Consider the following 17,616-nt stretch of genomic DNA (forward strand, 5'->3'; position numbering starts at 1 on the left):
TTTCACCCGATCCGGGCCGATACACGCGTGCGCGCATGCGGGTAGGTTCTCCGGCATGGCCGAGCCTTTCTCCTGGGTGCCCGCAGGGATCAACACGGACGTGCCCAGCGCGGCACGCGTCTACGACTTCCTGCTGGGAGGTGGCCACAACTTCGCGTCGGACCGCGTGGTCGGCGAGAAGGTGCTGCAGATCCTGCGGGACGGCCGTGCGATCGCCGCGTCGAACCGTTCGTTCATGCGCCGTGCCGTCCTGCTGATGATGGAGCAGGGCATCACGCAGTTCCTCGACCTCGGCTCGGGCATCCCGACGGTCGGCAACGTCCACGAGATCGTGCAACAGGTGAACCCGGACGCACGGGTCGTGTACGTGGACTACGACGAGGTGGCCGTCTCGCACAGCCAGCTCATCCTGGAGGGCAACGACAACGCGGGTGTCGTGCAGGCGGACATGTGCCGCCCCGACGACGTGCTGTCCGACCCGGTCGTGAAGGACCTGATCGACTTCTCGAAGCCCGTGGGCCTGCTCATGGTCGCCGTGCTGCACTTCGTCTCGGACGAGAAGGGCCCGGCCGAGGTCGTCGCCCGCTACCGCGACGCCATGCCGCCCGGCAGCCTCCTCGCGCTCTCCCACCTCACCGCCGACTTCAAGCCGGGCGAGATGAGCGCCGTCGTCGAGGCCATGAAGCACAGCCGCGACCCGATGTACTTCCGCGCGCTCACCGAGTTCGAGCCCATGTTCGCGGGCCTGGAGGTCCTCCAGCCGGGCGTCGTCTCGGCGCCGCAGTGGCATCCGGAACTCGGCCCGGCCGGAGAAGGTGGTCCGGCGGACGTCTACGTGGGCATCGGCCGCAAGAGCTAGCGGGTCCTAGCGGAACTTCCAGGCCTGGGCCGCCGAACCGTTGCAGGTCCAGATGTTCAGGCGCGTGCCCGGAGTCGTCGACGCACCGGGGTTGTCCAGGCACAGCCCCGACTGCGGGTTCTGCACGGAGCCGTCGGACCGCACGCGCCACTGCTGCGCGCCAGTGCCGTTGCACTGCCAGAGCCGGACGGACGTGCCGTTGGTGGTGCCGCCGTTGTCGATGTCGAGGCACCTGCCGGCGATGGCGATGGTGCCGTCGGCGACGACGCGCCACTTCTGCGCGTAGGTGTTGTTGCAGCCCCAGATCTGGACGGGGTTGCCGTTGGCGGTGCCGCCGTTGTCGTTGTCCAGGCAGAGCGCCGCGTTGCCCTTCACCTCGACGGAGCCGGCGCCGGACGGGTGGCGTTCGGCCGGGAGCGACGGCGTGTTGAGGTGGTAGAAGTCGACGGCCAGGTAGTTCGGGGTCTTGCGGGCCGCGGGTTCGCAGAAGCGCTGGGCCCGGTTCACGAACTTCGAGTTGTCCGTCGAGACGGTGCCCTGCATCGGGACGTCGCGGAAGTGGTTCATCACGAACAACGGGCGGAAGTTCGTCTCCGTCGCGGTGAGCGGCTTGTCGCCCCAGCGGGAGTAGCAGGACCAGTCGGACGCGCCGGCGCCGGAGCCCATCGACCAGTAGTTCTCCACGGTCCAGTCGCGCTGGTAGAGGACGCCGGAGCTCTCGCGGCCGTCGCGAGCGTGGTCGGTGAAGATGAGCAAACGCTTGCCGGACGCCCTCATCTGGGACAACGTCGGCCAGCCGTTCTCGCGCACGCCCTCGGCGCGGAACAGCACGTCGTTCAGGCCGTTCACGCGGGCCAGCTCGTTGCGCAGGACGTCGGCGGAGACGTAATCCTCCAGGAACACCGTGACGATCTCGGTGGGGCGTGACCTCAGGAAGTCGACCATGCGCTGGAGGTCGACGTTCAGCGCCACCGGCCTGATGACGGCCGTGCAGCTGTTGTGGCAGAGGATCGCGCCGTCGGGGGTCTGGTGGATGTCGAGCATGAAGCCGCGGACGCCGTCGTTGAGCTGCTGGACGATGCCGCGCGACTGGTTCGGGGCGATGTTGGCGAACATGAACCCGCCGTCGACGCCGTTCGCGTAGGCGTTGTGCGAGGTCAGGAACGTCATCTCGTCCAGGCGCGGGTCGGCCGGGGTCTGGACGCGGACCGGGCTGACCGGGGTGAGGAACCACGTGTCGTTGCCGGTGCCGACGCGGACCTGGTCGGTGCCGGACGCGATCAGGTAGCGGTCGGCGCCGGGGTCCTTGAAGCGGTAGCGGTCCTGGTCGTCCAGCAGGCCGACCCACTGGGCCTCCGCACTGGAGCAGCTGACCATCTGGGCAGCGTCACCGGCGCGGCCGAGGCACTGGCCGCCCTCGGACAGCGTGACACCGTTCCAGGAGAACTGCTGACGGTCCTCGTTGCCCTTGGGGCGGTGCTGCTGCACCGAGGAGCCGGAGACGGCCGCGTTCTGGCCGGTCACGGCACTTTGCAGGTAGTAGTTGCCGTTGGGGGCGGCGGCCGCGTCGACGGGGACGAGCAGCAGCGACAACAGCGCGAGCACAGGGATGATGCGCATGAGGTGAAGGCTCGACCATGGACGTGAACATGAAAAGACTTCACGTCGAAATCCGTCCAAACCGAGACATCTGTGGGCCGGGCCACACAAACCCGATGCAGCGGATCGAGCGGCGAGAGGGGTTTCCCGATCCGCAAGCGACCACGGACAGGAAGGGGGCGGCGTGGGGTTCGACCAGTTCGTCGCCGATCGGCTCGATCGGCTGTTGGGGTACGCCACCGCGATCACCTGCGACAAACACCTGGCGCAGGACATCGTGCAGAACGTACTCATGCGCGCGCAGGGCAAGTGGGAACGCATCGGGGCGATGGACGCGCCCTATCTCTACGTGAAGCGCATGGTGACCAACGACTACTTGTCGTGGCGGCACCGCAGGGCCGCACGGGAGATCGCCGTGGAACGCGCCGAGCTCGCGAAGCACGTGCCGTCGATGGCCGATCCGGCTGACGCACACGCTGAACGCGAGGCCATGCGCGCACGGATCGCCGTGCTGCCGCGCAAGCAACGTGCCGCGGTGGTGCTGCGGTTCTACGAGGACTGCAGCGACACGGAGATCGCACAGGTGCTCGGCTGCACGGAATCGACCGTGCGCAGCCAACTCTCTCGCGCACTGCAGACGTTGCGCGCCCACGAACTCGCCCGGACCGCCACCCTGGGGGTGCACTCATGAACGACCTGATCCGCCAGGCCATCGCCGCTGAGGCCGAGGAGCGCGTCGACTCCCGGACCGTGCTGGCGAACCTGCACAAGGCCGAGAAGCGCAAGCCGTTCGGGTTGATCGTCGGTGTCGCGACGCTGACCGTGGCGGCGGCAGCGGCGGCTGTCATCATCCCGACCACGCTCAAGAAGACCGAGACCGCGCCGGCGGCGAACGCGCCCGCGCAGGAGGCGCAGAACGTGCTGCTCATCGGCACCGACGACGAACGCCTCGCCGACGCGCTGCTGTTCGCGCGCTTCGAGGCGGACGGATCGGTGACGATGATCTCGTTGCCCAGGGACGTCTACGCGGGGCCGGGCGCCGCGCGGTTCACCGGCCTGTTCCGGGAGGACCCCCGCAAGCTGACCGCGGCCGTGGAGAACCTGACCGGCGTGAAGGTCGACCACTACGCGGCGGTCCAGATGTCCGACTTCGGTCGGGTCGCGACCGCGGTCGGCGGTGTCGAGGTCTGCCTCGCCAACGCGGTGACCGATCCCATCACCGGCGCCGCCTTCCCGGCCGGCAAGCAGGTGCTCTCCGGCGACCAGGTCCTGCTGTTCCTGCGCCAGCGGAGGAACCTGCCCAACGGTGACCTGGACCGGGTCAAGCGCCAGCAGGCGTTCCTCGCCTCCTTCGCGACGAAGATCACCAAGGACAACGCGATGGAACTCTTCAACCAGGTCAGCCGGTCGGTCGAGTACGACGACGGGTGGGACCCGCTGTTGTTCTCGGCGCGGTTCCAGGGACCGGTGCAGGTCAGGACCGCGACCCTGCCGGTCGGTGAGCCGGTGGTGCGGGACAGCGTGCACGGATTCGCGCCCGACCCCGTCCAGACGAAGAAGTTCGTCGAGGAGCAGTTGAGCGGCAAGGGCGCGACCGAGACCGGTTGCGTGAACTGACGATCACTCCAATGGAGCATCAAGTCGCCCTTCTGCGCAGCCGATGACCTGCACGTAGCGCGCGAGAGGGCCGCTACGATCGATTTGTGCGCGAACCACTTGAACGTGACTCCGAGATAGCGCACATCCGTGAAGCTCTGGACGCAGCCACCCGTGGTGAGGGTCGTGTCGTCGTCATCGAGGGCCGTGCGGGCATCGGCAAGACCAGGCTCGTGCAGGAGTGCCGTGAGCTGGCCAAGGAGCGCGGGTTCGGGCGGCTGCAGGCCGTCGGCGACGCCTTGGAGAGCGCCATGGCGTGGGGCGCCGTCCGGCAGATGGTCGAACGGTCGGTGTCTCGGTACTCCGGCGAGATCCGCGAGAAGATCCTGGCCGGGCCGTCCGGGGCGGCGCTGAAGGCCCTCGACGACGCCGCGCTCGACCCGAGCCAGGCCGAACTGGCCCGCACGCTGCACTCCCTGTGGTGGGTCGCGGTGGACCTCTCCTCCACCCGCCCGCTGCTGATCACGGTGGACGACGCGCACTGGGCGGACCACTCGTCGCTGCAGTTCCTCGTCTACCTCTCCCGCCGGATCGCGGACCTGCCGATCGCGCTGGTCGTCGCGACCCGGCCGCCGATGGACAACTTCGGCCCGCTCGCGCAGCTCAGCGTGTCCGCCGACCGGTTGCTGCCGCGCCCGCTCACCGCGGACGCGCTCAGCGCGCTGGTCGGCGGGCACCCCGAGGTGATCACGGCCCTGCACGCGGCCAGCGGCGGCAACCCGTTCCTGTCCGGCGTCCTCGTCGACGAGCTGGCGGCGCTCGGGCTGCCGCTGGACGACGCCGCGACGGCCGAGAAGGTCGGCACGCTCGGGCCCAGCACCGTCTTCCGCGCCACGCTGGGAAGACTGCCCTCCGAAGCCGTGTCGCTCGCGGGCGCGGTCGCCGTCCTCGGCACGCACGCCGATCCCTGGCAGGCGGCCGAACTGGCCGAGGTCACCGACCTCCCCGCCGCGGTCGAGGCGTTGACGGCGGCGAACGTGCTCGTCACCGGCGAGCACCTGGAGTTCGTGCACCCTGTTGTGCGCGAGGCGGTTCTGACCGGCCTCGGCGCGATCGCGCGTGCCTCGCTGCACGCGAAGGCCGCGAAGTCTTTGCAGGAACAGCACGCACCGGCCGATCGCGTGGCCGCGCATCTCGTCCACGCTCCCAAAGGGACGCTGCCGAACGCCGCGGAAGTGCTGCGGAAGGCCGCCACGGCGTTGCTCTCGGCCGGAGACCCGCGCACGGCCGCGGGGCACCTCGCGCGTGCGGTGGACGAGAAGCCCAACGACGCCGGACTGCGCGCGGAGCTCGGGCGCGCGTTGCTGCGGCTCGGCGACGCGGTCAACGCACAACGGCACCTGAAGGCTGCGGCACAAGGACTTCCGGACGCGGAACTGGTGGCCGCGGCGGCCTCGGCGACGGCCGCGCTGGAGGGCCCGGCGGCGGCGATCGCGGAGCTCGATGAGGCCATCGGGGCCCGTCCGGACGGCGAGTCGCGGCTGCACCTGGAGGCACGGCTGGCGGTGTTCCGCTCGTTCCTGCCCGACCAGCGCCAGATCGCGTCCGCGCACCTCAGCGGCTACGCGGGGCTCGCGGGCGGCACCCCGGACGAACGCACGTTGCTCGGCCTCCTCGCCCAGATGGGCCGCTACGAGGTGTGGCCGCACGACGAGGTCGCCACGACGGCGACGCGCGCGCTCGCGAACGGTGCGTACCTCGACGACGCGACAGGCAGCACGGACGCGATGGTCGCGTGGCTGGTGGCGTTGCTCGCGCTGATGGCCGCGGACGGTGTGGACACCGCACGGCACGAGATCGAGCGGGCCAGGCTCAAGGTCCGCCAGCACGGGTCGCCGATCGAGTTCGCGATGGTGGCGAACGCGTCGCTGTTCCTGAACTGGCGCTGCGGCAACATGCAGGCCGTCGAGGCGGAGGCCGAGGGCGCGCTGGCCGCCGTGGCGCACGAGGACCCGGTGTCCGAGGTGATCAGCCTGCGGGCGACCTCGACGCACTTCGCGGTGTACGCGGCGCTCGAACGAGGTGAAGTCGCCGCGGCGTCGGCGTTCATCGGCGCGTTCGACAGCGCACATGCCGATGCGCGGCTGACCATGCCGATGATCTGGCTGCACGAAGTGCGCGCGTTGATCGCACTGGCCGAGGGCGACGCACGGCGTGCGATGTCGGAGGCCTACCGCCAGCGCGACGCGATGCACCAGGTGCACGTCGATCCCCCGACGATCCCGTGGCGCGCGGTGGCGACGCGCGCCGCGTTGCTGCTCAACCAGCAGGAACTCGCGCTGGAACTGGCCGCCGAGCAGCTCGAGGTGGCTCGGAAGTGGGGCGCGGCGACCGAGGTGGGCGCGGCTCTGCGGTTGCTCTCGAACGCTGATGCGGACGCGCGGCTGGAGCTGCTGACCGAGTCCGTCACGGTGCTGGAGCAGTCGCCGTCACGCCTGGAGCTCGCCCGGTCCCTGGTCGACCTGGGCGAGGCGCTGCGGGTGGCCCGGCGCCGGACGGACGCGCGCGAGCCGTTGCACCAGGCCATCGACCTGGCCGGCAAGTGCGGCTCGACGGTGCTGCAGACGCGTGCGGTCGAGGCGTTGGAAGCGCTCGGCGACCGGCCGCGGCGGCAGGTCGTGCTGGGTGCGGAGGCGCTGACGGCGTCCGAACGGCGCGTGGCCGACCTGGCGGCGGCGGGCCGGGCCAACAGGGAGATCGCACAGGAGCTGTTCGTGACGCCCAAGACCGTCGAGAACCATCTAGGCCGGATCTACACGAAGCTCGGAATCGCAGGTCGCAGGGACCTCGCACGCATCCTCGCCTAGTACAGAGCGACGTGGGGGTGGTCCTGATACACCCCACTTTCACGCGGAAGGGTTGAGGGATCTCCCCTCATGCCTTTGGGGGTTCACCTCGGCGAATCTTGTGTCACCGCAGGGGAACACAGGAACTCAAAGGGGAAACCGACATGATCCGCAACGCTCTGATCGCCGCCGCCGCTCTCACCGCCGTCGTCGCCCCCGCCACCGCGATGGCGGACCCGATCATCGGCACGCCGCCCCCGTGCGTCGGCGCCTCCGACCTGGCCGGCGCCGACTTCAACGTCAAGAAGTGCGGCGTCAGCGACGTGGATCAGCACCGGGCGGGCCTGGAGAACAACGGTGGCGCGTACTGCGGCCCCGCGTCGCTCTACAACGTCCTGCACTACTGGGGTCACGAGAAGGACGCCCCGGTCGGCTGGCTGACCACCAAGGTCGGCAACCTGAACCCGAAGGACCCGGCCGACTTCGGCGTCATCACGAACTCGATCGGACGCATCGGCGTCGACGCCCAGTACGACGGCGGCACGAACCTCACCAACCTGCGCAAGGCGTGGGACATCGCCACCAAGCCCGCCCGCGACGCCGGCTGGACCACCTCCACGGGCGTCACGAGCACCCACAACAACGCCGACTTCGCCGGTGAGCTCGCGAAGAAGCTCAACGAGGGCCCGCTGCAGCTCGTGTACGGCCGCTACAAGGCGGGCCCCACCACCGGTTCGCTGCAGCGCAGCGGCGGTCACATCATCACCGTCGTGTCCGCGACCGGCTCGTTCGGCGGCAGCACGATCAAGCTGAAGCTGGCCGACCCGGGCCGCGCGGGTGACAGCGGCCAGGGCAACTACCTCTACACCCAGTCCGCGTACGAGTCGCTCGACGTCACCCTGACCAAGCGGTCCATCAAGGAGTACGTCCCGGTCAAGGACGACGAGAACACCCGCGAGGACGAGTCGCAGGAGCCGGGCACCTACCGGACCGTGACGCGCTGGGAGCTCACCGGCGACCGCTACGTCAGCGACACCACCCGTCAGATGGTCGAGGGCTTCAACTGGTTCGACATGGCCAAGTAGTTCTCGAGCAGGACCGGGGCCGCACTCTTCAGGGGTGCGGCCCCTTCGCCATAGCCTGGTCTCATGCACAGCCGCGATCGGGAACGCACCCGCCGCCGGTTGCTGGACGCCGCGTTCGTCGAGTTCGCCGCCTACGGGATCGCCGGGGCGCGGATGGAACGCATCGCCCGCATCGCCCGGTGTTCCGCGGGCCTCGCCTACAACTACTACGGCGGCAAGGACGAGCTGTTCGACGCCGTGCAGTCCGAGGTGGTGGGCGCGGCCGAGGTGGAGTTCGACGCCCGCGACCTGCCGGGGTACGCGGGCCGGTTGTACGACCTGCAGCACCAGCACCCCGAGTTCGCGCGGCTCGCGGCCTGGCAACGGCTGGAACGGCGCGGCTCGGTCAGCCGGACGGGCGACGTGGAGGCGATCCGGTCCGCCCAGGAGGCCGGGCTGGTGTCGTCGCGGTTCTCCGCGGAGCACGTGTTGCAGCTGGTGCTGGCGGTGGCGGCGATGTGGTCGAACGGGGCGGGGACCGACCACGTGGAGCGGCGGCGGACCGTCGAGGACGCGGTGCGGCGGCTGGTCGAGCCGTGAGGCACTCCGTCTCCTGTGGTTAACCTGGATCTATGCGTGTTCTCGTGGTCTCCGCTCCCCTCCTGGGTCACGTCTTCCCGTTGATGCCGCTGGCCCTGGCGTTGCGCGAGGCGGGTCACGAGGTCGCGGTCGCGACGGGCGGGGAGGCGTTGCGGGTCCGCGACTCCGGGCTTCGGGTCGAGGACGTGGTCCCCGCGAACGTCCGCTTCGGACCGATCGCGCTGCGCATCATGCTCACGCATCCGTTGGTGGCCAAGAGGGAGCTGCGCGGCAGCGGCCGGCTCGACTTCGTGTCCCGGATGTTCGGCACGGTCGGTGACGCGATGACGGCGCCGTTGCGGGCGTTCGCGCGCGAGTGGAGGCCGGACGTGGTGGTGCACGAACCGCTCGCTGCCGCCGGGTCGGCGCTGGGGGTGCCGTCGATCGTCCACGACGTGTCGTTGTTCGACGGGCTGGTGCTGACGGCCGCGGTCGGCGCGCGGATGAAGGCCGAGGTGCGTTCTCCCGCAACGGTTCTGCGCACGGCGCCGCCCTCTCTCGCGGAGTTCGCCGGCGGGGAACGCATGCGGTTCGTGCCCTACAGCGGGGACGGCGAGGTGCCTCAGTGGCTCGCGGAGCCCTCGGGCACGCCGCGCATCCTGGTCAGCCGGAGCACCGCGCCCGGTCCCGGCGCCGGGCGGATGATGGCGGCCGTCGTCAAGGCCGCCGAGCAGGTGGACGCCGAGTTCGTGCTGGTCCGTCCCGAACGGACCGAGGGCCTGCCCGGCAACGTCCGGACGGTCGGGTGGGTGCCGATCCCGCGGGTGCTGCCGTTCTGCGACGGGATCGTGCACCACGGCGGGGCGGGGACGTTGCTCGGTGCGCTCGCGGCCGGGGTGCCGCAGCTCGTCGAGCCCGGGCCGGGTGACCGGACGGTGCACGCGACGGCGATCACCGGGCGCGGGGCCGGGCTGCGGGCCGAGCCGCGGGAGGTCACGGCGGACCTGCTCACCCGGTTGATCGAGGACTCGAAGCTGCAGCGGGCCGCCGGCGAGGTGCGCGCCGAGATCGCGGCGATGCCCTCGCCTCACGAAGTAGCTGAACAGTGGGAAAGTCTCCCGAGACAATAGAAGAACACCTAATGTGACCGGGTGCGCATTCTCTTCTCGAGCCTAGGCTCACACGGACACGTTTACCCCATACTCCCGCTCGCGATCGCCGCGCGAGCGCAGGGACATGACGTTCTGTACGCCGTCGACTCAGGATTCCACGCGACCGTGGAAAAGCTGGGCTTCACCGTCGTGGACGCGGGCATCAGCATCTGGGCCGCGTTCCGCCAGGCCAACGAACTGCACGGCACGGGCGAGTTCCGGCGCGACATGCTGCGCCAGACCGCCGTCGACGCGTTCGGATCCTTGCTGCCCAGGGCCTTCGTGAACGATCTGGAGCCGGTGCTCGAGCGGGACAAGCCCGACCTGGTCGTCTTCGAGGTCATCAACGCGGGAGCCGGCCTCGCCGCGATGCGCGCCGGTATTCCGGCGGTGTGCCACGGATTCGGCAAGATGGACGAAACACTCGTCCCGGAGGCGATGAGCGACCTCCTTTTGGAGTACGTCGCCGAGCTCGGCATCACCTTGCCGGATGGGCAGCATTACGGACTCGGATCGCCTTATCTCGACGTCTTCCCGCCGTCTTTGCAGGACCTCGACTTCCTCTCGGACGTCGATCGAATTCCGATGCGTCCCGTTCCGTTCGCGGAGCCGGGCGAATTGCCCGAATGGGTCGTGAGGCACGAGAGGCCTCTCGTCTACCTGACGTTCGGCACCGCGTTCTCGAACCCGGACGTGCTGCGGACCGCCATCACCGGACTGTCCGGCGTGGACGCCGAGGTGCTGGTCGCGACCGGGCCGCAGGTAGACCCGTCCGCGCTGACCGACCTGCCCGGCAACGTGCACGTGCTCCCGTGGGTGCCCCAGGCGGATCTGCTCGCGCACGCAGATCTCGTCGCGCACCACGGCGGCGCGGGCACCACCGTGGCCGCGATGACGAACGGCCTGCCGCAGCTCGTGCTGCCGCAGGGCGCGGACCAGTTCCGCAACGCCGAGATCGTCGCGGACACCGGGCTCGGCGGCCGCCTCGTCGGTGAGGACTTCACGGCGGACGCGGTGCAGGAGGTCGCACGAAAGCTGTTGCAGGACAACGACGTGAAGGCCGCGAACGCCCGCATCGCCGCGGAGATCGCCGCCATGCCGTCACCCGACGAGGTGGTGCCGAAGCTGGCCGACCTCGCCGGCTGAGGGCATGCGGACCGGTGCCTACTCGGTGGGCACCGGTTTCAGAGCGGCCAGCACGTCGTCGACGGAGTCGTACAGCGCGAGGACGTCGGCCACTCCCGTGACCTGCAACGGACGCCGGACGGCCCGTTGCGGCGCCACGACGTGCAGCTTCTTGCCGTGTTCCTCGGCCAGCTCGTGAGCCGAGATCAGCGTGGAGATGCCGGTCGAGCCGAAGAAGCTCACCAGCGACAGGTCGGCGACCAGGGCCGGGCCCTCGGAGGTGAAGCCGAGCCGCACCGCGTCCAGCACTTCGTCGGCGGTGTCGACGTCGATCTCGCCCTCCACGGCGATGACCACGACTCCGGCGACGTCCACAGCGCGGACTGTGAGCAGCGGCGATTCCTTGAACAGTTCTTCGTTCACCAGCACTCCCCGGTGGCCGAAGGCGCACGAGACTCGGACTCCGAGCACGCTGCTGAACCCGGCTGTCGCCCCGACGTTACGGCCGTTGCTTCCCCATCACAACCTACCGTCCGCCCAGCCTCCGGACGGCGGCGACCAACTCGGTGTTGCGCACCCCCTTGGCCAGGTAGTCCGTGACACCCACGCGGCGCATCTCGTCCACGGCGCCCGGATCGGTGTAGGCGGAGAACGCCAGGATCCTGGCGCCGGGCACGCGCTGGAGGATCGCGTTCGCCGCGTGCGGGCCACCGCCGAGCGGCATCCGCACGTCGAGCACGACCACCATCGGTGAGTGCCGTTCAGCCAGTTCAACGGCCTCGCGGGCGTCCGCGGCGACGGCCACCACCTCCAGGTCGGGCTCGTCGTCGAGCACGTCGCGCAGGACGTCCCTGATCAGGGGATCGTCGTCGGCGATCAGCACGCGGACGATCACGGCCGTGCGTCCGGGAGCCAGAACTCGACGACGGTGCCCCCGCCCTGCGACGCGCTCGCGGTGCACCAGCCGCCCGCGGCCTCCGCCCGTTCCCGCATCTCGATCAGTCCGAAGTGGCCGGCGTTCGGGTCGAGGTCGGGGATCCCGACGCCGTCGTCCACCACCCGGACGAGGAAGCCGTGATCCACAGTGGACAGCTCGAGCACGGTGGACGACGCCCGCGCGTGCTTGCGGACGTTGGTCAGCGCCTCCTGGCAGATGCGGAAGATCGTGATGGCCGCGTCGTGGCCGGGCTCGCGTTCGAGCCTGTACCGGATCTCCGCCGCCATGGCCGTGTCCGCGAGGTACACGGCCAGCGAGTCGCGCAGGCCCTGACGTTCGATGCCGGGCGGGCGGACGCGGAACACCAGGTTGCGCAGCCTGCTGATGGTGGCGCGGACCGCGCCGTCGAGCTGGTCGAGGGCCTCGCGGTGCTCGCCGGGCAGCTTGCGGGCGAGCAGCTGCAGCCGCATGTCGACGGCGACCATGGCCTGGATCGTGTCGTCGTGGACGTCCCACGCGATGCGCTGCCGTTCCCGCTCCTGCGCCTCCACGAGGTGGGCGAGCAGCCGGCGCCGGTCGGTGAGCTGCTGCTCGGCGCGCCGCCGTTCGGTCATGTCGCGGGTGACCTTGCCGAACCCGCGCAGCTCACCGGTGTCGTCGTGGAGGGCGGTGATGATCACGTTCGCCCAGAACCGGGTGCCGTCCTTGCGGACCCGCCAGCCCTCGTCCTCGATCGTGCCGTCGGCCCGCGCGACCCGGAGCTCCCGCTCGGGCTTGCCCGACCGCACGTCCTCCTGCGGGTAGAACGTCGAGAAGTGCCGCCCGATGATCTCCTCGGCGGCATACCCCTTGATGCGCTCGGCGCCGGGGTTCCAGCTCACGATGTGCCCGCCGGGGTCCAGCATGAAGATCGCGTAGTCCCGCACGCCCTGCACGAACAGCGGGAAGAGATCGCTCTCGCCCCAGGCGTCCGGTTGCACGGGCTCATCATGGTCCCTAGACCGTCAGCTCACACCAGACGACCTTCTGACCGGCACGTTCGACGACTCCCCAGCTCTCGCCGAGCGTCGCGACGAGCTGGATCCCCCAGCCGTCGGCACGGGGTTCCGGGCGGGCGGCCGCGTAGTCGGAGACCTCGACCAGCACCTTCTCCTCGCCGCCGAAGATGCGCACGACGGGACAGCCGCTGCCGTGGCAGACGGCGTTGGTGATGAGCTCGTTGACCACGAGCACGACATCGGCGTGGCTGCCGCGATAACCGCAGGTCGAAGTCACGCGACGGGCGAAGTCGCGGGCGAGGGCGATGCCTCCGCGCCGATCCGAGTCCGGGAGGGAGAACACGGCTTCGATGAGCGAGCTCGCAGCCACTCCAGCACAGTGCACCCCACGGCGGTGATCTGTGCAGACGCACGCGAACCAGCTCGTCTGGTGCAGCTGCATCAGTCGAGCAGGCCCTCTCGGCGGGCGATCGACACCGCTTCGAGCTTCGACCGCGCGCCGAGCTTGTCGAGGACGCGCTGCACGTGGTTGCGCGCGGTGTTGCGGGCGACGCCGAGCCTGCTCGAGATCTGGTCGGTGGCCGCGCCGTCCGCGAGCAGCAGCAACGTCTCCTGCTCGCGCGCGGTGAGACTCGCGCCGGCGACCTTGACCCGGCCCGTCAGCCGGTCCAGCACGCCCGCGAGCAGCTTCGGGTCGAACACGACCGCCCCCGCGGCGACCCGGCGCACGGACTCCACCAGCTCGTCCAGCCGGGCCGACTTGAGGATCAGGCCCGCGCCCCCGGCCTCGGCGACGCGGGCGGCCACGGACGCCGTCGCCTCGCCGGTCAGCACGAGGACCTTGGCGCCGGTGCCGACGAGGTCACCGATCAGCGCGGTGCCGTCGCCGTCGGGCAGTCTGCGGTCGAGGAGGACTACGTCGGGCCTGCCCTCGCGGGTTTCCACGAGCGCGGTCGCGAGCGTGGACGCGTGGGCGATCACCTCGATCCCGGCGCGTTCCAGTGCCATGCCGATCGCCTCGGCGACCATGTCGTGGTCCTCCACGAGAACCACTCGGGTCATGGGAATCAGCCTACGGCGTACCGGAAGTTCCGCGACCGTCCTGCCACGAACGGTCGCACCGCCTCGAACACCTCTTCGTGCTGCTCCTCGACGCCGAGCGCCGGTGAGATGAGTTTGATCAGGTGGGTGGCGTCGCCGGCGAGCGCACCGCCGAGCGGGATCACGCCCAGGAAGATCTCGGCGCTGGACTCGTCGGCGATCTCCCTGGCCCGCTGCAGTGCGTCCAGGGGCAGGTCCTTCACCAGGACGTTGTCGCCCTGGTAGGCGTGCGGGGGCAGCGGCTTGCCCGCCGCCTCGGCGAAGGGCTTGGCGCTGAGCTCCTCCTTCAGCGCCGGCACGACGCGGAGAGGGCTGACGTCGAACGGTTTCGTGCTCGCGAAGGTCACGCGGACGACATCTCCGAGGGTGGTGAGCGCCGGCGTCACGTGGCCGGGCAGGTCCCAGCCGTGGAACGCCTCGAAGACCGCTTCGGCGTGCCGGGCCTCGAAGAACATCTCGCCCGCGTGCACCTCGGTGACGGGCAGGAGCTCGAACTCCAGCGCGGTGACGACGTCGCCGACCTTCTCGGTCTTGCGGACGCGGTCGCTCGCGAAGCCGAACTCCCTGGCCAGCACGCTGAACCCGCCTCCGAGCGTGTAGCCGACGACGCCGACGTCACTCGCGTCGCCGCTGAGCGGGGCGAGGCCGTGCGGGGCCGCCTTCTCGATCACCTGCTGCCAGACCGCGCCCGCCTCGGCCCTCGCGGTGTTCGTCGCGGGGTCGACCTCGACCCGGTTCATGCGTTTCGTGGAGATGAGGACGCCGGTGGTCGCCGTGGTCAGGCCGTGGCCGGTGGTCTGGATCGCGTAGCCGAGGCCGTGGGTCTCGGCGTGGCCGACGGCTTCCTCGACGTCCTGGACGGTCTCCACGGCGAAGACCACCTGCGGCTCGTGACGCAGTCCGGTCTGGAAACCACTGCGTTCCTCGTCGTAACCGGTGTCTCCTGGGTAGAAGATGTGCATGTAGTCAGCCTCGCTGGCCTGCGACTATATGTCCAAGATCTAGTTGTGCTCGCTCCTATAATCGTTGGTTATGGAGCTTCGGCAGCTGGAGTACTTCGTCGCGGTCGCGGAGTCCGGCTCGTTCACGCGGGCGGCGGAACGGGTGCACGTCGCACAGCCCGGGGTCAGCGCGCAGATCCGGCGGCTGGAACGCGAGCTCGGGCACGACCTTCTGGACCGGTCGGGGCGCACGGTCACGCTGACCGACGTCGGTGCGGCCGTGCTGCCACTGGCGCGGGCGGCGCTGGGTTCGGTGGAGTCGGCGCGGCGGACCGTGGAGGAGATGGCCGGGCTGGTGCGCGGTGCCGTGCGCGTCGGGATGGTCGTGTCGTGCGGGATCATGGACCTGCCCGAGCTGCTGGCGGAGTTCCACACGTCGTTCCCCGCAGTCGAGATCACCTTGTCCGAGGCCAACTCCGACTCGTTGATCTCGTCCCTTGTGGATGGTCGGCTGGACTTCGCCCTCGTCGGTTACGCGGGCGCGGAGCCGGAGGGGTTGTCCGTGCGGGTGCTGGCCGACGAACCGCTCGTGGCCGCCGTCGCCGCTTCGGATCCTTGGTGCGGCAGGGAGTCCGTGCCGCTGGACGAACTGCTGGAGCGCGGGTTGATCAGCCTGCCGCCGGGCACGGGACTGCGTGGAGCGCTGGACGAGGCGTGCGGTGCGCGACGGCCGCGGATCGCGTTCGAGGCCTCGGCACCGCCGATGGTGGTCACGCTGGCGCAGCGCGGGCTCGGCCCGGCGATCCTGGCGGCGTCGATGGCCGGCGACCTGCACGCCGTGCGGATCACCGATCCTTCGCCGCGCAGCAGGCTCGCGTTCGCGTGGCGCGCGGAGGGTCCGCACAGCCCGGCCGCGCGGGCGTTGATCGGGCTCGCGAAAAACCAGATGACAACGATCTAGACGGCTGTCACGATCGACGCATGTTCCTGACGGCTGAGCACAAGACGTACGTGGGTGTCCCCGCGTGCGCGCTCGCCGTCGCCTCGGCACAGCTGAACGGCGCCCGAGTCTGACCCTTCTCCAGTCCATCCTTCAGGACCACTGGAGGAGGGTTGCAGCGGTTCGCGGTTCTGAAAATCCAGCTGTGACACCTGAGGAACAGGGCGATGAAGCAAGAGTTCGTGCGTGCCAAGCCGCACCTCAACATCGGCACGATGGGGCACGTCGACCACGGCAAGACCACGCTGACCGCGGCCATCACCAAGGTTCTGTCCGAAAAGGACCCTTCGGGCACGACCTTCACGGCGTTCGACCGGATCGACCGGGCGCCCGAGGAGCTGGCCCGCGGCATCACGATCAACATCGCGCACGTCGAGTACGAGACGCCCACGCGTCACTACGCGCACGTCGACATGCCCGGCCACGCCGACTACGTGAAGAACATGATCACGGGGGCGGCGCAGCTGGACGGCGCGATCCTCGTGGTGTCCGCGGAGGACGGCACGATGCCGCAGACGCGCGAACACGTGGTGCTGGCGCACCGGGTGGGCGTGCCGCACGTGGTGGTGGCGCTGAACAAGGCGGACGCGGTGAGCGACCCGGAGCTGCTCGACCTGGTCGAGCTGGAGATCCGGGACCTGCTCTCCCAGTACGGCTTCGACGGCGACGCCACCCCGGTCGTGCGGGTCTCGGGCCTGCGCGCGCTCCAGGGCGACCCGGAGTGGGTGGAGTCCGTCGTGGCGCTGCTCGACGCCGTCGACACGCACGTGCCGGTGCCGGAGCGCGACGTCTCCGGCCCGTTCCTGATGCCGATCGAGAACGTCCTGACCATCACCGGTCGCGGCACGGTCGTGACCGGTGCGGTGGAGCGGGGCGTGCTCGGCCTCGGCGACACCGTCGAGGTGCTCGGTCTCGGCGCGGCGGTGACCTCGGTCGCCACCGGCATCGAGACGTTCGGCAAGCCCATGCAGCAGGCCCAGGCGGGAGACAACGCCGCGATCCTGCTGCGGGGCGTGAAGCGCGGCGACGTCCGGCGCGGCCAGGTCCTGGCCCTGCCGGGCAGCGTCGCGCCGCACACCCGGTTCCGCGCGACCGTGTACCTGCTCTCGCACGCCGAGGGCGGCAGGCACACGGGGATCGCGTCGAACTACCGCCCGCAGTTCCACTTCCGCACCGGCGACGTCGTCGGGGTGGTGGAGCTCGACAGGACGCTGGCGCTGCCAGGTGACACCGTCGAGGTCACGGTGGAACTGGGCAAGGCGGTGGCGATGGACACCGGGCTGGGCTTCGCGATCCGCGAGGGCGGCAAGACCGTGGGTGCCGGCACGGTCGGCGAGATCCTCGCTTAGGCGGCGGTGACGACCCGAGAAGGTGGTCGCGCTGCCTTGCAGAGCGCGGCGGGACAACCCCTTTGTCCCGCCGCGCTTTTGTCGTCACGGGTCGAGGAGCTCGCGGAGGAAGGCGGTGTCGGGGCTGGGAATCGAGCGGGTGAGGTACAGCTCGTCGAGTGGCCGGACGAGCGCTCTCAGCTCGCGAGCGGCCTTGGCGGGCAGGCCGTGCAGGGCCGAACGCAGGACCGTGCGGCTCCAGCCGGGGTCGTCCTCGTCGCAGCACATCCATTCCAGGGAGCCCTGCTCGTGGCTCGCGATCACCCGGAGCGGGCCGTGCACGAACCTCGACCAGACGGTCAGGGCTCGGGCAATCGCGCCGGGACTGTGTTCGTACGAAGCGATCGCGCGCATCGCGGGCGCGGAAACGCCGGAGATCTGAAGGGTGGTCCGCTGCTCGCGGACGGGGCGCCTACGCGGCATGGCCCTTTC

General features: G+C 70.1%; 18 protein-coding genes. 10 read left to right on the plus strand and 8 right to left on the minus strand.

Features of this window, described 5'->3' with window-relative positions; translation table 11 throughout:
- The first annotated feature begins 55 nt into the window (after positions 1 to 55).
- Positions 56 to 859 carry an SAM-dependent methyltransferase gene (locus ACWF7A_RS26110; protein ID WP_452253118.1) on the plus strand — a complete coding sequence of 268 codons (804 nt, stop codon included), beginning with the start codon at positions 56 to 58 and terminating at the stop codon, positions 857 to 859.
- A 6-nt stretch (positions 860 to 865) separates the two neighbouring features.
- Here ACWF7A_RS26110 and ACWF7A_RS26115 read toward each other — a convergent pair whose 3' ends face one another.
- Complete coding sequence (locus tag ACWF7A_RS26115) at positions 866 to 2,479, minus strand: RICIN domain-containing protein (RefSeq protein WP_452253119.1); 1,614 nt, start codon at positions 2,477 to 2,479, stop codon at positions 866 to 868.
- A 163-nt stretch (positions 2,480 to 2,642) separates the two neighbouring features.
- Between ACWF7A_RS26115 and ACWF7A_RS26120 the strand changes: the two genes are divergently transcribed.
- The 7 genes from ACWF7A_RS26120 (at position 2,643) to ACWF7A_RS26150 (ending at position 10,840) form a co-directional block, all read left to right on the plus strand.
- Entirely contained in the window at positions 2,643 to 3,149 is a 507-nt protein-coding gene (locus ACWF7A_RS26120) for a SigE family RNA polymerase sigma factor (RefSeq protein ID WP_452253120.1), read from the plus strand.
- On the plus strand, positions 3,146 to 4,075 hold the full coding sequence (locus tag ACWF7A_RS26125; RefSeq protein WP_452253121.1) for an LCP family protein: 930 nt from the start codon (positions 3,146 to 3,148) through the stop codon (positions 4,073 to 4,075). Before ACWF7A_RS26120 ends, ACWF7A_RS26125 begins: the two co-directional genes overlap by 4 nt.
- Positions 4,076 to 4,161: 86 nt before the next feature.
- Positions 4,162 to 6,921 carry a helix-turn-helix transcriptional regulator gene (locus tag ACWF7A_RS26130; protein ID WP_452253122.1) on the plus strand — a complete coding sequence of 920 codons (2,760 nt, stop codon included), beginning with the start codon at positions 4,162 to 4,164 and terminating at the stop codon, positions 6,919 to 6,921.
- Positions 6,922 to 7,064: 143 nt separating this feature from the next.
- Positions 7,065 to 7,985, plus strand: coding sequence for a hypothetical protein (locus ACWF7A_RS26135; RefSeq protein WP_452253123.1), 921 nt, complete (start codon positions 7,065 to 7,067; stop codon positions 7,983 to 7,985).
- A gap of 63 nt (positions 7,986 to 8,048) precedes the next feature.
- Positions 8,049 to 8,564: a TetR family transcriptional regulator gene (locus ACWF7A_RS26140; RefSeq protein WP_452253124.1), complete on the plus strand. Its 516-nt coding sequence runs from the start codon at positions 8,049 to 8,051 to the stop codon at positions 8,562 to 8,564.
- A 32-nt stretch (positions 8,565 to 8,596) separates the two neighbouring features.
- Entirely contained in the window at positions 8,597 to 9,673 is a 1,077-nt protein-coding gene (locus ACWF7A_RS26145) for a nucleotide disphospho-sugar-binding domain-containing protein (RefSeq protein WP_452253125.1), read from the plus strand.
- A 21-nt stretch (positions 9,674 to 9,694) separates the two neighbouring features.
- Positions 9,695 to 10,840, plus strand: coding sequence for a glycosyltransferase (locus ACWF7A_RS26150; RefSeq protein ID WP_452253126.1), 1,146 nt, complete (start codon positions 9,695 to 9,697; stop codon positions 10,838 to 10,840).
- Between the two features lie 18 nt (positions 10,841 to 10,858).
- Here the strand turns inward: ACWF7A_RS26150 and ACWF7A_RS26155 are convergent, their stop codons facing one another.
- From ACWF7A_RS26155 to ACWF7A_RS26180, 6 genes are all read right to left on the minus strand, one after another.
- A complete protein-coding gene (locus ACWF7A_RS26155; RefSeq protein WP_452253127.1) occupies positions 10,859 to 11,242 on the minus strand; it encodes an STAS domain-containing protein in 384 nt (127 codons plus the stop codon).
- Positions 11,243 to 11,345: 103 nt separating this feature from the next.
- Complete coding sequence (locus tag ACWF7A_RS26160) at positions 11,346 to 11,714, minus strand: response regulator (RefSeq protein ID WP_452253128.1); 369 nt, start codon at positions 11,712 to 11,714, stop codon at positions 11,346 to 11,348.
- Entirely contained in the window at positions 11,711 to 12,736 is a 1,026-nt protein-coding gene (locus ACWF7A_RS26165) for a PAS domain-containing sensor histidine kinase (protein WP_452253129.1), read from the minus strand. The genes ACWF7A_RS26160 and ACWF7A_RS26165 overlap by 4 nt, the downstream gene beginning before the upstream one ends.
- A 16-nt stretch (positions 12,737 to 12,752) precedes the next feature.
- Positions 12,753 to 13,124, minus strand: a complete 372-nt coding sequence (locus ACWF7A_RS26170; protein ID WP_452253130.1) for an ATP-binding protein — start codon at positions 13,122 to 13,124, stop codon at positions 12,753 to 12,755.
- 71 nt (positions 13,125 to 13,195) lie between these two features.
- A complete protein-coding gene (locus ACWF7A_RS26175; protein WP_452253131.1) occupies positions 13,196 to 13,816 on the minus strand; it encodes a response regulator in 621 nt (206 codons plus the stop codon).
- A 5-nt stretch (positions 13,817 to 13,821) separates the two neighbouring features.
- Entirely contained in the window at positions 13,822 to 14,817 is a 996-nt protein-coding gene (locus ACWF7A_RS26180) for an FAD-binding oxidoreductase (RefSeq protein ID WP_452253132.1), read from the minus strand.
- Positions 14,818 to 14,887: 70 nt separating this feature from the next.
- On the opposite strand from ACWF7A_RS26180, the gene ACWF7A_RS26185 reads away from it, so the two are divergent.
- Positions 14,888 to 15,757 carry a LysR family transcriptional regulator gene (locus ACWF7A_RS26185; RefSeq protein WP_452253133.1) on the plus strand — a complete coding sequence of 290 codons (870 nt, stop codon included), beginning with the start codon at positions 14,888 to 14,890 and terminating at the stop codon, positions 15,755 to 15,757.
- A gap of 206 nt (positions 15,758 to 15,963) precedes the next feature.
- Complete coding sequence (gene tuf, locus ACWF7A_RS26190) at positions 15,964 to 17,145, plus strand: elongation factor Tu (protein ID WP_452253134.1); 1,182 nt, start codon at positions 15,964 to 15,966, stop codon at positions 17,143 to 17,145.
- An 84-nt stretch (positions 17,146 to 17,229) separates the two neighbouring features.
- Here the strand turns inward: tuf and ACWF7A_RS26195 are convergent, their stop codons facing one another.
- Positions 17,230 to 17,607, minus strand: coding sequence for a hypothetical protein (locus ACWF7A_RS26195; RefSeq protein ID WP_452253135.1), 378 nt, complete (start codon positions 17,605 to 17,607; stop codon positions 17,230 to 17,232).
- Positions 17,608 to 17,616 lie beyond the last annotated feature (9 nt).

The organism is Lentzea sp. NPDC055074, from assembly GCF_053608005.1.

What these genes read in the sequence shown, in the direction of transcription:
- ACWF7A_RS26145 (WP_452253125.1), top strand. Translation starts at nt 8,597, where the DNA reads ATGCGTGTTCTCGTGGTCTCCGCTCCCCTCCTGGGTCACGTCTTCCCG.
- ACWF7A_RS26140 (WP_452253124.1), top strand. Translation starts at nt 8,049, where the DNA reads ATGCACAGCCGCGATCGGGAACGCACCCGCCGCCGGTTGCTGGACGCC.
- ACWF7A_RS26195 (WP_452253135.1), bottom strand. Translation starts at nt 17,607, where the DNA reads ATGCCGCGTAGGCGCCCCGTCCGCGAGCAGCGGACCACCCTTCAGATC.
- ACWF7A_RS26185 (WP_452253133.1), top strand. Translation starts at nt 14,888, where the DNA reads ATGGAGCTTCGGCAGCTGGAGTACTTCGTCGCGGTCGCGGAGTCCGGC.
- ACWF7A_RS26135 (WP_452253123.1), top strand. Translation starts at nt 7,065, where the DNA reads ATGATCCGCAACGCTCTGATCGCCGCCGCCGCTCTCACCGCCGTCGTC.
- ACWF7A_RS26175 (WP_452253131.1), bottom strand. Translation starts at nt 13,816, where the DNA reads ATGACCCGAGTGGTTCTCGTGGAGGACCACGACATGGTCGCCGAGGCG.
- ACWF7A_RS26180 (WP_452253132.1), bottom strand. Translation starts at nt 14,817, where the DNA reads ATGCACATCTTCTACCCAGGAGACACCGGTTACGACGAGGAACGCAGT.
- ACWF7A_RS26115 (WP_452253119.1), bottom strand. Translation starts at nt 2,479, where the DNA reads ATGCGCATCATCCCTGTGCTCGCGCTGTTGTCGCTGCTGCTCGTCCCC.
- ACWF7A_RS26110 (WP_452253118.1), top strand. Translation starts at nt 56, where the DNA reads ATGGCCGAGCCTTTCTCCTGGGTGCCCGCAGGGATCAACACGGACGTG.
- tuf (WP_452253134.1), top strand. Translation starts at nt 15,964, where the DNA reads ATGAAGCAAGAGTTCGTGCGTGCCAAGCCGCACCTCAACATCGGCACG.
- ACWF7A_RS26125 (WP_452253121.1), top strand. Translation starts at nt 3,146, where the DNA reads ATGAACGACCTGATCCGCCAGGCCATCGCCGCTGAGGCCGAGGAGCGC.